At 38.5% G+C, this 13,014-nt stretch carries 11 protein-coding genes; 10 read left to right on the top strand and 1 reads right to left on the bottom strand.

Features of this window, described 5'->3' with window-relative positions:
• The first annotated feature begins 101 nt into the window (after positions 1-101).
• The 8 genes from cmk (at position 102) to HMPREF0877_RS01420 (ending at position 10,283) form a co-directional block, all read left to right on the top strand.
• Positions 102-776 carry a (d)CMP kinase gene (cmk, locus tag HMPREF0877_RS01455; RefSeq protein WP_040760217.1) on the top strand — a complete coding sequence of 225 codons (675 nt, stop codon included), beginning with the start codon at positions 102-104 and terminating at the stop codon, positions 774-776.
• Between the two features lie 97 nt (positions 777-873).
• Complete coding sequence (gene rpsA / locus HMPREF0877_RS01450) at positions 874-2,091, top strand: 30S ribosomal protein S1 (protein ID WP_002827357.1); 1,218 nt, start codon at positions 874-876, stop codon at positions 2,089-2,091.
• Positions 2,092-2,425: 334 nt separating this feature from the next.
• Positions 2,426-3,736, top strand: a complete 1,311-nt coding sequence (der, locus tag HMPREF0877_RS01445; protein WP_002827355.1) for a ribosome biogenesis GTPase Der — start codon at positions 2,426-2,428, stop codon at positions 3,734-3,736.
• A 207-nt stretch (positions 3,737-3,943) separates the two neighbouring features.
• The gene (locus tag HMPREF0877_RS01440) at positions 3,944-4,219 is read left to right on the top strand and encodes an HU family DNA-binding protein (protein ID WP_002827353.1); all 276 of its coding nucleotides are present in this window, start codon (positions 3,944-3,946) and stop codon (positions 4,217-4,219) included.
• 128 nt (positions 4,220-4,347) lie between these two features.
• Positions 4,348-5,154: a bifunctional hydroxymethylpyrimidine kinase/phosphomethylpyrimidine kinase gene (locus HMPREF0877_RS01435; protein WP_002827351.1), complete on the top strand. Its 807-nt coding sequence runs from the start codon at positions 4,348-4,350 to the stop codon at positions 5,152-5,154.
• 5 nt (positions 5,155-5,159) lie between these two features.
• Positions 5,160-5,666 (top strand): ECF transporter S component, encoded by a 507-nt coding sequence (locus tag HMPREF0877_RS01430; RefSeq protein WP_002827349.1) that lies wholly within the window; start codon positions 5,160-5,162, stop codon positions 5,664-5,666.
• Positions 5,667-5,902: 236 nt separating this feature from the next.
• A complete protein-coding gene (locus HMPREF0877_RS01425) occupies positions 5,903-7,075 on the top strand; it encodes an exonuclease SbcCD subunit D (protein WP_040760211.1) in 1,173 nt (390 codons plus the stop codon).
• Position 7,076: 1 nt separating this feature from the next.
• Positions 7,077-10,283: an SbcC/MukB-like Walker B domain-containing protein gene (locus tag HMPREF0877_RS01420; RefSeq protein WP_002827346.1), complete on the top strand. Its 3,207-nt coding sequence runs from the start codon at positions 7,077-7,079 to the stop codon at positions 10,281-10,283.
• Between the two features lie 266 nt (positions 10,284-10,549).
• Here the strand turns inward: HMPREF0877_RS01420 and HMPREF0877_RS01415 are convergent, their stop codons facing one another.
• Complete coding sequence (locus tag HMPREF0877_RS01415; protein ID WP_002827345.1) at positions 10,550-11,026, bottom strand: NUDIX hydrolase; 477 nt, start codon at positions 11,024-11,026, stop codon at positions 10,550-10,552.
• Between the two features lie 115 nt (positions 11,027-11,141).
• On the opposite strand from HMPREF0877_RS01415, the gene HMPREF0877_RS01410 reads away from it, so the two are divergent.
• The gene (locus tag HMPREF0877_RS01410) at positions 11,142-12,845 is read left to right on the top strand and encodes a hypothetical protein (RefSeq protein WP_040760208.1); all 1,704 of its coding nucleotides are present in this window, start codon (positions 11,142-11,144) and stop codon (positions 12,843-12,845) included.
• Positions 12,846-12,855: 10 nt separating this feature from the next.
• Positions 12,856-13,002, top strand: coding sequence for a hypothetical protein (locus HMPREF0877_RS10230; protein ID WP_002827343.1), 147 nt, complete (start codon positions 12,856-12,858; stop codon positions 13,000-13,002).
• Positions 13,003-13,014 lie beyond the last annotated feature (12 nt).

The raw sequence follows: 13,014 nt of genomic DNA, 5'->3' as shown, positions 1-13,014 counted from the left end.
GGAACGTTAATTGTTCCGGCTTTTTTTACTAAATATACCTAGTGTTTCAGCTAAATTAAGCGTAAAATAAAACAGTAATAAATTGAATAAGGATGTGGATCATGAACCCAATTCAGATTGCAATTGATGGACCAGCCTCGGCAGGAAAGTCAACGATTGCTAAAATTTTGGCTACTGACTTAAATTTTGTCTATGTTGATACAGGCGCAATGTATCGTACCGTTACACTGGCTGCGATTAAAGCAGGTGTTACGTTGACGGATGAAGAAACAGTTGTCGCATTGTTACCTAAAATTGATATCTCGTTTAAGCCGGGTAATCCTGTACAACGTGTGTTCTTAAACGATGAAGAAGTGACTGATGATATTCGATCAGTTGAAGTAACAGCTAATGTATCGATTGTTTCAGCTTATGGTGAGGTGCGTACTGCAATGACTGACTTGCAACGTAATATTGCAAGTGAGGGTGGTGTCGTGATGGATGGACGAGATATTGGCACCACGGTATTACCAAAAGCTGAAGTCAAGATTTTTTTGATTGCCTCAGTTCATGAACGAGCAGTCCGCCGTTTTAAGGAAAACCAAGCAAAAGGTATGACAACGACGTTAGCGGACTTAGAAACAGCAATTGAAAAAAGAGATTACTTAGATTCTCACCGTGAAATATCACCACTAAAAAAAGCATCCGATGCGGTAGAATTGGACACTACTGGACTATCAATTTCAGAAGTGGTTGCTGAAGTAAAACGCATTATTGAAAATAAATTACAAAATTAATAAATACAACTCAAAAAAGTGTAAAAAGCACTGGTAATATATACCAATATTGGGTATAATATTCATTAGAGTCGTGTGACCAGGAGGATATATTGTAATGAACGAAGAGAACAACGAGCTATTGGCAGCTCTTGACAGCGTAGCCGAAGTTAAAGTTGGCGATGTAGTTAAGGGTGAAGTCTTGGCAATTGATGATAATCGTCAAGTTATCGTAGGTATTGAAGGTGCCGGCGTTGAAGGTGTAATTCCTTTGCGCGAATTGACAACTGACCGCGATGCGGACGTAAATGACCTTGTCAAGGTTGGAGACGTGTTGGATTTGGTAGTTGTATCAACTATCGGTTCTGACAAGGAAGGTGGATCATACCTATTGTCAAAGCGTCGTCTTGAAGCTCGTCGTGCTTGGGAAGAAATCGCAAGCAAGCACAGTGTTGACGACATTGTGGAAGCCCCAGTAACGCAAGCCGTTAAGGGTGGTTTGGTTGTTGATGTTGAAGGTGTACGTGGATTCGTACCTGCTTCAATGATTGAGAACCGTTTCGTGCAAGATTTGAACCAATACAAGGGTCAAACTATCCGTGCAAAGATTATTGAAATCAATGCTGCAGATAGCCGTTTGATCTTGTCACGTCGTGATGTGTTGAATGAAGAGCGCTCAGCTGCTTTGGCACGCATCTTTGATGAACTATCAGTTGGTGATGTCATTGAAGGTAAAGTTGCTCGTATGACTAACTTTGGTGCATTTATTGACCTTGGTGGTGTTGATGGATTGGTACACGTATCTGAAATCTCACACGAACGCGTTTCACAACCTTCAGACGTTTTGTCAGTTGGTGAAGAAGTTAAGGTTAAGGTTTTGGGCTTGGATCCAGAACGTGAGCGTATCTCATTGTCAATCAAGGCTACACAACCAGGACCTTGGGATGCAGCTGCTGAAAAGGCACCAGCTGGTACAGTTCTAGAAGGAACTGTTAAGCGCGTGGTTGACTTTGGTGCATTCGTTGAAGTGTTCCCAGGTGTTGAAGGTTTGGTTCACGTTTCACAAATCTCACACAAGCACATTGCTAACCCTAGTGATGTATTGAAGGCTGGTGACAAGGTTCAAGTTAAGGTTTTGGATGTTAACCCAGAACGTCAACGTTTGTCATTGTCAATCAAGGCTTTGGAAGAGGCACCTGCACACGAGGAAAATGATCGTCCTCGTCGTTCACGTCGCCCTCGCCAATCTGCACCTACTAACTACTCAACTTCTGAAGAAGAAGGTTCAGCAACGTTAGGTGATGCTTTTGGTGACATCTTCAAAGATTTTAACTAAGCATTAGAATAGTTTAAAACAGTTAGAGGCTGGGACAGATGTTGTCTCAGCCTCTAATTTTTGTGCTAAAAGTTATTAATTAAACGCATGTTAGTTTGATAGCATAAATGCGTTCCAAAAGTCTGAAGCCTCAATGTAACGCAATTTGCGCCATTCCTGTCCTTCGCTTTGCTACGGCCAAAAATGGCGCAAATCACGTTACACACCGGCTTCAAAACGACTTTTGTCTTGCTCTCTAATTTTTGTTTCGTATTAATTCATGTTAATATTAAACATAGCGTATACAAATTAAAACGAATTGCAATAATCTTTGTGATTCAGAAAAGAGGATAATATGGGATTTCCTGTTGTGGCTGTTGTTGGTCGTCCAAACGTTGGTAAATCAACAATTTTTAACCGCATCGCGGGTGATCGAATTTCAATTGTAGAGGATACACCAGGTGTCACACGTGATCGTATTTACACGCGTGCTGAATGGTTGACTCATGAATTTCGATTAATTGATACCGGTGGAATTGACATGGGTGATGAACCATTTATGTCACAAATTGTGCAACAAGCTGAAATTGCGATTGACGAAGCTGATGTGATTGTTTTCATGGTTTCAGCCCGTGAAGGATTGACAGAAGCTGATGAACGTGTTGCTAAGATATTGTATCGATCAAAAAAGCCAGTTGTTTTGGCTGTTAATAAAGTTGATAATATTGAATTGCGATCAGAAATCTATGAATTTTATGCATTAGGATTTGGTGATCCATATCCAATTTCTGGTGCACATGGTACGGGATTAGGAGACTTACTAGACCAAGTTGTTGCTAATTTCCCAGAGATTGAGGCACAAGAAGAAGACGATGCAGTACGTTTTTCATTCATCGGTCGTCCAAATGTTGGTAAGTCATCATTAGTAAATGCTATTTTAGGCGAAGAACGAGTGATCGTTTCGGACATTTCCGGTACAACACGTGATGCAATTGACACAAGATTTACTTCAGCTTATGGTGATGAATTCGTTATGGTCGATACCGCCGGAATTCGTAAGCGTGGTAAAGTGTATGAATCAACTGAAAAATATTCGGTTATGCGTGCTATGCGTGCCATTGATGATTCCAACGTCGTGTTGGTTGTCTTGAATGCGGAGGAAGGTATTCGCGAACAAGATAAACATGTGGCGGGTTATGCGCATGAAGCTGGTCGAGCTGTAATTATTGTTGTGAACAAGTGGGATACCCTTGAAAAGGATAATCATACGATGGCTGATTTTGAAAATCAGATTCGTCAAGAGTTCCAATACTTGTCATATGCACCAATTGTTTTTGTTTCTGCCATGACTAAGCAACGTTTGAATAAATTGCCAGCCTTAATCAAGCAAGTAAATGATAATCATCAAAAGCGCATTCAGTCAGCAACGTTAAATGAAGTTATTATGGATGCCTTGGCACTAAACCCAACTTCAACAGTTAATGGTAAGCGATTGCGTGTTTATTATGCGACACAAGTTGCTATTCAACCACCAACGTTTGTTGTCTTTGTAAATGATCCTGAGTTGATGCACTTTTCATATGAACGTTTCCTAGAGAATCAAATTCGTAAATCATTTGATTTTACAGGAACACCAATTCATTTGATTAAACGAGCACGAAAATAAAAATAAACTTAATCTGGGCTTCTTTCATCACAATTTTATGAAAATGTTTAAGGATATGACAAAAACCTTGTCATATCAACGTTTTAAGACATTTTTTACTTGTAAGAAGCGTATAATTATGATATTCTAAGTATCGAAATCTAATTACAGATTCAATCTAAATTTATTGGCACTTAGCTAATAATACCTATGCAGGAGGAAAACTAAATGGCTAACAAGCAAGAATTAGTAACTGATGTTGCAACTGCAACTGGTTTGACAAAGAAGGATGCAACTGCTGCAGTTGATGCAGTGTTTGCTTCAATCCAAGAAACTTTGGCAAAGGGTGAAAAAGTCCAATTAATTGGCTTTGGTAACTTTGAAGTACGTTCTCGTGCAGCTCGTAAGGGTCGTAACCCACAAACTGGTGAGGAAATCGAGATTGCTGCATCAAAGATTCCTGCATTCAAGCCTGGTAAGGCATTGAAGGATGCAATCAAGTAAGTTGTATCGAAAAAGAAGTCGTGTTAACTCACGGCTTCTTTTTTTTGTGCCTACGCTTAATAAGTCTATGTTTACAGGTAGTAATTTGTGCTAAACTTAAATTTAATTACTGTAAAAGGGGTGTCGCGATGGTGGTAGGGAAAATCATAACAATCGCTGGTTCTGATACTTTATCTGGCGGTGGAGTTCAAGCTGATTTAGCAACGTTCAATGAATATGGTTTGTTTGGTTTAAGTGCAATTACAAGCATTGTGACTGTTAATCAATACGATTTTGATATCCATGAGGTACCAATATCTGTGTTGGCGAAACAATTGACGTCCCTGGGAGAGTTGTCAGACATTAAGGGGATTAAAGTCGGTTTGTTACCTTCTGTTGCACATATTGATTTAGTTAGTCAGTTTATAAAACAATATGTTGGACGGGTTCCAATAGTGATTGATCCAGTGATGGCATTTAAAGAAACTGATTCAGTCAATGCTTCAGAATTATCCACTGCAATTAAGCAAAAGTTATTACCATTAGCAACGGTTGTGACACCTAATCTGATCGAGGCCGAGTTACTAACACAACAGGCTATTCATTCTGAGGCTGACCTATTGACGGTTGCTGAAATGCTTCATAAAATTGGCCCCAAAACGGTTGTTGTTAAAGGTGGCGTTCGTTTAGACGGTGATATGGCATCAGATGCCGTGATTTCTGAGGATACGAAAAAAGTTATTAAATTATCCAAAATAGAGCGACCATTTAACAATGGTGCAGGTTGTACATTTTCTGCGGCGATTGCTAGTCAAATCGCTCAAAATGTTCCTGTGTTAATGGCCATTGATGATGCAAAAGATTTTGTTCATCATGGTATTTTGCACGGTGTTAATTTAAATGATGATTTTAAGGTTGGTAATGTTTGGCAGGCAGCTCGCCGGCGTAAGGGGTAAAACAAATGAAAACAAAACAACTCACTATCGGGGCGGTTTTAATCGCCACCAATATTGTATTAAGTTACGTCGCTAAATTACCGACACCCACCGGATTTGTCTCTTTGGTTGAGACCGGCATTTTTATCGGTGCTTGGCATTTTGGACCTAAAATGGGTCTGGCAGTTGGTGGCTTGACTGGTTTTTTGTTGGACTTATTTGCGGGCTATCCACAATGGATGTTTTTTTCATTGATTATTCACGGAACAGAAGGCTGGATTATTGGGCACTATAATGTTGAAAAAACAGTCGGTGTCCGTATATTAGGGAATTTCTTAGGTGGCTTGACGATGGTAGTTGGCTATTGGGTAGCAGGTAGTTTCCTACTTTGGGTGACAGGTGGCTCAAAGATGTCTTTGCAATCAGCAGCATTAGCTGGTTTAACGGATGTGCCTGCTAATATTGTCCAAGTTTTAGTTGGCTTTATTTTGGCATTGATTGTGAGCGTACCATTGCGTAAGTGGATACGTTAATGACAAAAGTATCAAGTTAGAAGAAAGCGAGACAAATTGCGTTACATTGAGGCTTCAGACTTTGGGAACGTGTTTATACAATTAAATTGCCGTGCTTTTAATTAAGATATTTTTAGCAAAAAGAAGTTGGCACATTTTCCTTTGTCCCAACTTCTTTTTGTTTTCTAACTGAAAAATAACCTTCAGAATGACAATTAATAGTTAAATAATCAATGAAAATTAGAGGAAGTTTGATTATGAAGTTTTTACATACAGCTGACTGGCACATTGGTAAGGAGTTAGGGGGCTACTCACTACTGGCAGAGCAGCAAACAGCTTATCAACAAATTAGGGATTTAGCAGTTAACGAAGAAGTAGATGGTGTAATTATCGCTGGTGATTTGTATGATCGGGGTATTGCACCTATTTCAGCAGTCAACAGTTTAGAAGGTATGTTAAAAGATCTAAATATAACGTTTAAAATGCCCATTTACGCTGTTTCAGGAAATCATGATGGTGCAACCAGGTTGGGCGCAGGGCGTGAGTGGCGTGAAAAAAATCAATTATATTTAAATACAACCCTTGCAGATGCCTTTAAACCAGTTGAGACACAGGATACACAAATATTTTTATTGCCTTTCATTGAACCTTCAATGGCCCGTGTTTATTACGGTATAACAGAGGACGAAGCATCTCAGTATCAAACAATTAATCAGGTTATGCCTCGTATCGTGTCAGAGATGGTTGCCCAGTTTAAACCAGAAATGAACCATGTATTAGTGACCCACTACTACGTTGTTGGTAGTAAAAATCAAGATTATGAGTTTACTAGTGAAACAAACTCACAAGTTGGTGGATTGCGAGGCTTGGATGACCAACTATTTCAGGATTTTGATTATGTTGCGCTCGGACATTTACATCTACGACAAGCTAGTCCGAGTGATGTTGTGCAATATTCAGGTTCACCAATTAAATTTAATACCAAAGAAGCCCAGTCTGAAAAAGGGGTCTATATTGTTGAAATCAAAAATCATCAAGTGAGAACAAGTTGGCACCCTTTGTTACCTAAAAAGGATTTGATTCTGTTAACTGGTACGTTTGAACAATTAATTGATGCCGATTTTTATCAGCAATACGAACGAGGTCATAAAAATTATTTTAGTATTAAAATTCAGGGACATGTCACGGCAACGAATGCACGGGCGATGTTAGCTGAAATTTATGGGGATGTTGTAGAAGTTAAATATGATTTGCCAAAATTAGTTCAGAATCGACAGGATATACCGGAAATTAAAGCTGATGATGGTAACGATGATGTCATGATTGCTAATTTTTATCAATTTGTAACTGGTAAACAGTTAAATAACAATCAAAAAAAACTTATTGATGATACTTTGAGCCAGCTACATCAACAGGAGGAAGAAAACTAATATGCGTCCTATAAAATTACAGTTGAACAATTTTGGACCGTACGATCATGCAGTGATTGATTTTTCGAATTTTACAGAATCTAAATTATTCTTAATCACAGGTGATACAGGTGCTGGTAAGACAACTATATTTGATGGTATGACCTATGCGTTATTTGGTGAAGGCACTGGTGAACGCCAACCGGAAGATATGCGCAGTGAATTTGCGGATACAGTTTCTGAAACAAAAGTCATTTTTTGGTTCGAACATAATGGTCATTTCTATGAAATTAAACGAACACCAACGCAGATGCTGAAAAAAAAGCGGGGAGCAAAATCAGATTTGGATTTAACCGCTCATAAAGCCACGGTTTCTCTTTTAGAAGTCGACAACACACTCAAAACGCCTGTTGCTGCACTAGGAGATAAGGCGACTGTTGTTAATGACCAAATTAAAGAATTATTGCATTTGAATGCTGAACAATTTCGCAAAATCATTTTGTTACCGCAAGATAAATTTCGTGAATTTTTAAGTGCTCAAAGTGATGAAAAAAAGGTAATTTTACGCCAATTATTTGGTACAGCAATTTTTGATCAATTTACTAATGAGTTAAAGCAACAACAAAAAATATCTGACAGTAATTTGGAAAAAATTGTTTTTCAACGAAATGAACGACTAAATCAAATTAGTTGGCCACAAGATGATATTGAAACAAGCGCGCCAACTGCAGAAGAAAAATTGGCAGTCTTGATTCAGATGAATAAAGATATGCGGGTGACGATAACTGAGCAAGGTAATCAGCTAGCAGTTGCTCGAAAAAAATTGCAATCTGTGCAGCAAGAATATCAAGATGGACGACGAATTGCTGATTTATATACACAATTAGCAAAACGACAACAAGATTTACAAGAAAAAAAGACGTTTAAACCAGAAATTGACCAGAAAACAGTTTGGTTGCGCACATTACGTTGGGGTGCAGCACAACGTTCAATAGTTGATAAGCAAGATCAATTGAATGCGCAACTTAATGAAACGTCAGAAAATAAGCAACAAATTGATAAAGCAATAAGTGTCCTAAAACAACAACAATCGAGTTTAAAGGACGCGCAAGCAAAGCATAATGAACAACAGGAAAACATTGCTGAGAAACGGGTGACGCTACAACAAATTCAAAGTGATTTACTTCCTAAATCGCGTCAACTGACGAAAGCTCAAGAAAAATTGCAACAAGCGATTGCAGCAATAAAGTCAGGAGAACAAACACAACAAGTCTTAACAGGACAATGCCAAACTGCTCAAAGCGACTTAGCTACACAACAAAAACATTTATCTGATAAACAGAAAATTGCCGTAAATGAAATTAATTTAACAAGGTTGATTTCACAGATAGCGTCTCTAAATGAAAAAAGTAGTGAGTATGACTCCCGCCAGATAACTTTAAAAGAAATAAAAGCACAAGCAACCGAATTAGCAGGACAAGTGGCTACGGCAGAAAATAACCAAGCTTTGCAACTTCAAAAATTAAAGGAACAGCAATCTTTACGTCGGGATATCTTAATTCAGCAACTAAAGCAAGAATTACAGGTTGGTGAGCCTTGTATCATTTGTGGCCAGATTTACCAAGGGCAACAGCATGAACATGAAATGGATAGTTCAATTTCATATATAGATTTAAAAAATGCCATTCAAGCTGTTGAAGAGACGGAGCTAGCAGTTAGAAAAGCGACTGCACAGTTAGCCAAAGTTAAAACGGATCACCAGACTAGTTTAACTAAAATTGATAGTGAACAAGTCTGGTTGACGTCACGAAAAAATGAAATAGCACATCTTTATGAGCAATTAAAAACCGACTGGCAGCAGATCATGGGGACTTTAGATCAATCTTTCAGTCAATTACCAACTGCCTTTGACAATAATTTACTCAAAGAGACTGGGCAATTGGCATTAGACTTTATGCGTGATACTAAGGCGCAGATTGATGTGTTATCACAGGATATTGTCACGAAACAGCAGCAAGTGCAACAAATTAAGGATAAAATAGTTGAAAATAATCAGACTCTAGTCTTACAGAAAAATACCAAGCAGGATTTGACTGAGGAAATTGAGCAACTCACTGGTACATCTGAAGGATTACTATCGGAGATGGCCTATGAACAAAAAATTGAGCGACTTCAAACTGAAATCAAACAATATGAGGGTTTAGGGACAAAGTTAAGAGAACAATTGTTAACTAACGAAAATAGTCAACAGGAAAAGCAACAACAATTGACAGACGTCCAGCAAAAATTACAGCAAATTCAAGAAGATTTAGTCAATGAACAGAAGATTTTAAATGAGTCAATTGATGAAGGCCCGGTTAAAGATTGGACAGCATTTTCAGACTTGATGACACATTTACAACAAAATCCAGACGAAATCAATCAATTGCATGATGAGATTATGGCTTACCAGACAAGCATTAAAAACTTGTCTTCAGAAGTAGCAGATTTACAACACCAAATTGGTAATGAAAATCATCCTGACTTAGAAAAATTGCAAGGACTTGTTAATGAACAACAAACTTTTGTTGAGAAACAGGTTGCTGATTATACGGCTAAGAAAGCACAATTAGATCAACAAATAAAGATTGAGCTGTCAGTACAGAAATTACAAGATGAATGGTTGGCGCAACAAGCTGCTGGTAAAGATCTATTTGCATTGGTGCAAGCAGTTGATGGTAACAACGACAAGCGATTACGGCTCGAATCATTCATTTTACGGCGCTTCTTATACGATGTGTTAGAGTATGCTAATCGTCATTATATTGGTGTGCTATCCGCTGGCCGATACCAATTTATTTTGTCAGATCGACAAGCAGGTCGAGCAAATCAAAATGGCTTAGATATTGACATCTATGATCAAGATGGTGGTAAGATCAGAGCGACGAGTACACTGTCTGGTGGGGAGTCATTCATTGCAGCACTTTCGATTGCTCTTTCAATGGCTGAGATTGTCCAGCATCGAGCAGGTGGTGCAAAAATTGACGCGCTCTTTATTGATGAGGGCTTTGGCTCACTTGATGAACAAACGCTTTCACAAGCTATGGAAGCTTTGAGTATGGTTGAGCAGAGTGGCCGATTAGTGGGTATTATTTCGCACGTCACGTCAATGAAACAACAAATCCCGCAACAGTTAGCAGTTAAAAAATTAGGTAATGGACGCAGTAAATTGACTATGCATATGCTTTAGAGAGAGATAAAAGTCTATAATTAATACATTTTTAGCACAAAGAGGTTGGGACAAAAGAAAATGTCCCAACCTCTTTGTGCTAAAAGATATTAATTAAACGCATGTTAGTTTGACAGCATAAACGCGTTCCAAAAGTCTGAAGCCTCAATGTAACGCAATTTACGACATTTCTGTCCGTCGCTTTGCTTCGACCAAAAATTACGAAAACTACGGTACACACCGGCTTCAAAACGACTTTTGTCTCGCTCTCCTTACGCTATTTACGTTTAAAAGTACCAGCCATAGGGCACTTGATTGCTAATTTGATCGATAGCTAATTGATGCTGTTTGTTGTACATCTTGGGTTGCTCAGATAGTGGAACAAATTTTAGTGACAATGTCTCGTCACCGTCGGCAATAAGTGTACCACCAACTCTTTCAACTTCAAAAAGAAACATTGGAATTTGTGCTTTGTCACCTGAAGGGAACGTATGATGAAAATTGGTATCAACACCAATTAATGCCTTAATTTTAACATCAATACCGGTTTCTTCTTTATATTCACGAATGACTGATGTTGGGGCAGATTCACCTAAATTCTGCATACCACCAACAAGACTCCAGCCGATTTCGCCGTCACCACGTTGCTCCATGAGAACTTTTTGATGCGTCTCATCAAACAAAATACCAGCAACACCTGGCATAATAATTTCTTCATGGCCAATTTTTTTACGTAAATTCTTAAAGTATTGTTCCATAACCATTAATGGCAGCCTCCTAAGTTAGTGTCTAAGTTCATCATAGCATACCGGTGGGAAACTTAAAAAAGGCTGATATTATGGTACAATTATGGTATCTATTTTATATGAGGAGAAATGCATGATTACATCATTTTTAGTTCTGGAAATTACGGCTATTGTGACGTTTCTATGGGCAAAAAAATTAAGGCTTAGCAAATTAGATTGGTTGGCAGTTGGTACTGTTACTGTCATGAATGCTATTTTTGTGTATTGGTGGATGCCAGTGCCGACACTATCACAATTAGTAATACCAGTGGCAATTGAAACCACGCTAATCAGTATTTGGTCGGTGATTACTGGTGCATCGTCTTTCCTAGTTGAGCGAGTGACGAATGGTAAACGTTCATTTAGTGTACAGGGCATTACTTTTTGGCCATTTATTATTCCGTTTGTAGCTATTGGTATATCAGTATCTGCAGGCGTATCAAAGGCACTAACTGTGCGACCAATGTATCATTCTGTCCAAGCAGAACACCATAAAGAAGCACCGTTGACTAAGGACGATCAGCCAATTGCTTTGTCAGCACAAGCAGCAAAAAATATGATGAAAAAGGCTTTCTCACAAGTGCCAGATTCGTCAATGTATGAATTAGGTGATTTATCGGCACAATATATTAAAGGGAAGTCATACTATGTGGCACCAGTAGAGTTTAATGGTTTTGTATCATGGTTTATGAATCGTGAATTACCAGGTTATTTTATCATTTCAGCAACTGATATTAATGACACAGCACACTTCGTGAAAAATGATATGGCTTATTCTGAAACGAGTTGGTTCTCGCATAGCATTGCTCGTAAAATTTATATGGCTAATCCACGATATCAACAAGTTGGTGAGCCAATTTTAGAAGTTGATAATCATGGCAAAACCTATTGGGTACAAACCCTATTACGTGTTCGATGGGCTGGTCAATTATTGTTTGATAATATTCATGTTGCAATTACTAGCGCGGACAGTGGGCAAACAAAAGTTTATAAAACAAATGAATTACCTAAATGGGTCGATGTTGGTGTTTCACCTGAGGCAGCAACCTTAATGAATCGAACATATGGTAATCCATATGCATTTAATTTCCGACACAAGAATCAAATCAAACCAACTGAGAATGGTTCTGAAAGTGGTGTGACCCCTATGTTTAATGTTAATGGGTCATTGGCATATTTTGATGATTTTACAACGGTACGTTCAAATGCGGATTCGGATAAGGGCTATTCACTAGTTGACACACGAACTGGTCAATTACGGTTCTATACCGGTAAAAATGTTGGTATCATGGATTCTGAAGGTGCGATGAAAGTTGCTAAGCAGTTACATCCACAAAATAAATGGCATGGCTCGAATCCAGTTATTATGAATATTGACGGAACTCCAACTTGGGTTGTTTCGATGATGGATAATAATGAACGTTTCCGTGAGTATGCCTATATTAAAGGTGCTGACCAGAATGTTATTGGTGAGGGTGCCAATGCATCAGACGCACTGTCATCTTACCGTAATGTCCTTGCCGGTAGCGTGCAATCAGCAGCCGCAAGTGATCAAAAGGTTAAAATCAAAAAGGTTAGCGGTAAAGTCTCTCGCGTTAATACTAATGCGACGTTAAATAGTAAACAAGTTGTTGTCTTTAAGCTGACCGATGATCAAACGCTGTACACTTTGGATCCTTCACAAAGTCAAACTGCTCTGTTAATGCAGGTAGGTGATCAAGTTGATCTGAAGGTTAAGTCTATTAAGGGAGCTGCGGTCGCTAATGTTGTTTCAATAACAAATGAATCATTGAAGTAGGAAGAATTTTATGGGAAAAGGCACAATTAAATCAAATGATTTTGCTCGTGGTGCAGCAAAAAAGGGGCAGGTAACTGCTGATCAAAAAAAATCAGCACGACAAGCTTTGCTTGCACAAGCAAAACAAAAAGCACAAAAAATAAACATTAAGTGCTGAGAAAGGATGGCG

The sequence above is a fragment of the Weissella paramesenteroides ATCC 33313 genome (assembly GCF_000160575.1).
GTDB lineage: Bacteria > Bacillota > Bacilli > Lactobacillales > Lactobacillaceae > Weissella > Weissella paramesenteroides.
This window is presented reverse-complemented; position numbering and strand designations above follow the sequence as displayed.

Coding starts and splice junctions, on each gene's coding strand:
- cmk (WP_040760217.1), top strand. CDS start 102: ATGAACCCAATTCAGATTGCAATTGATGGACCAGCCTCGGCAGGAAAG.
- rpsA (WP_002827357.1), top strand. CDS start 874: ATGAACGAAGAGAACAACGAGCTATTGGCAGCTCTTGACAGCGTAGCC.
- der (WP_002827355.1), top strand. CDS start 2,426: ATGGGATTTCCTGTTGTGGCTGTTGTTGGTCGTCCAAACGTTGGTAAA.
- HMPREF0877_RS01440 (WP_002827353.1), top strand. CDS start 3,944: ATGGCTAACAAGCAAGAATTAGTAACTGATGTTGCAACTGCAACTGGT.
- HMPREF0877_RS01435 (WP_002827351.1), top strand. CDS start 4,348: ATGGTGGTAGGGAAAATCATAACAATCGCTGGTTCTGATACTTTATCT.
- HMPREF0877_RS01430 (WP_002827349.1), top strand. CDS start 5,160: ATGAAAACAAAACAACTCACTATCGGGGCGGTTTTAATCGCCACCAAT.
- HMPREF0877_RS01425 (WP_040760211.1), top strand. CDS start 5,903: ATGAAGTTTTTACATACAGCTGACTGGCACATTGGTAAGGAGTTAGGG.
- HMPREF0877_RS01420 (WP_002827346.1), top strand. CDS start 7,077: ATGCGTCCTATAAAATTACAGTTGAACAATTTTGGACCGTACGATCAT.
- HMPREF0877_RS01415 (WP_002827345.1), bottom strand. CDS start 11,026: ATGGTTATGGAACAATACTTTAAGAATTTACGTAAAAAAATTGGCCAT.
- HMPREF0877_RS01410 (WP_040760208.1), top strand. CDS start 11,142: ATGATTACATCATTTTTAGTTCTGGAAATTACGGCTATTGTGACGTTT.
- HMPREF0877_RS10230 (WP_002827343.1), top strand. CDS start 12,856: ATGGGAAAAGGCACAATTAAATCAAATGATTTTGCTCGTGGTGCAGCA.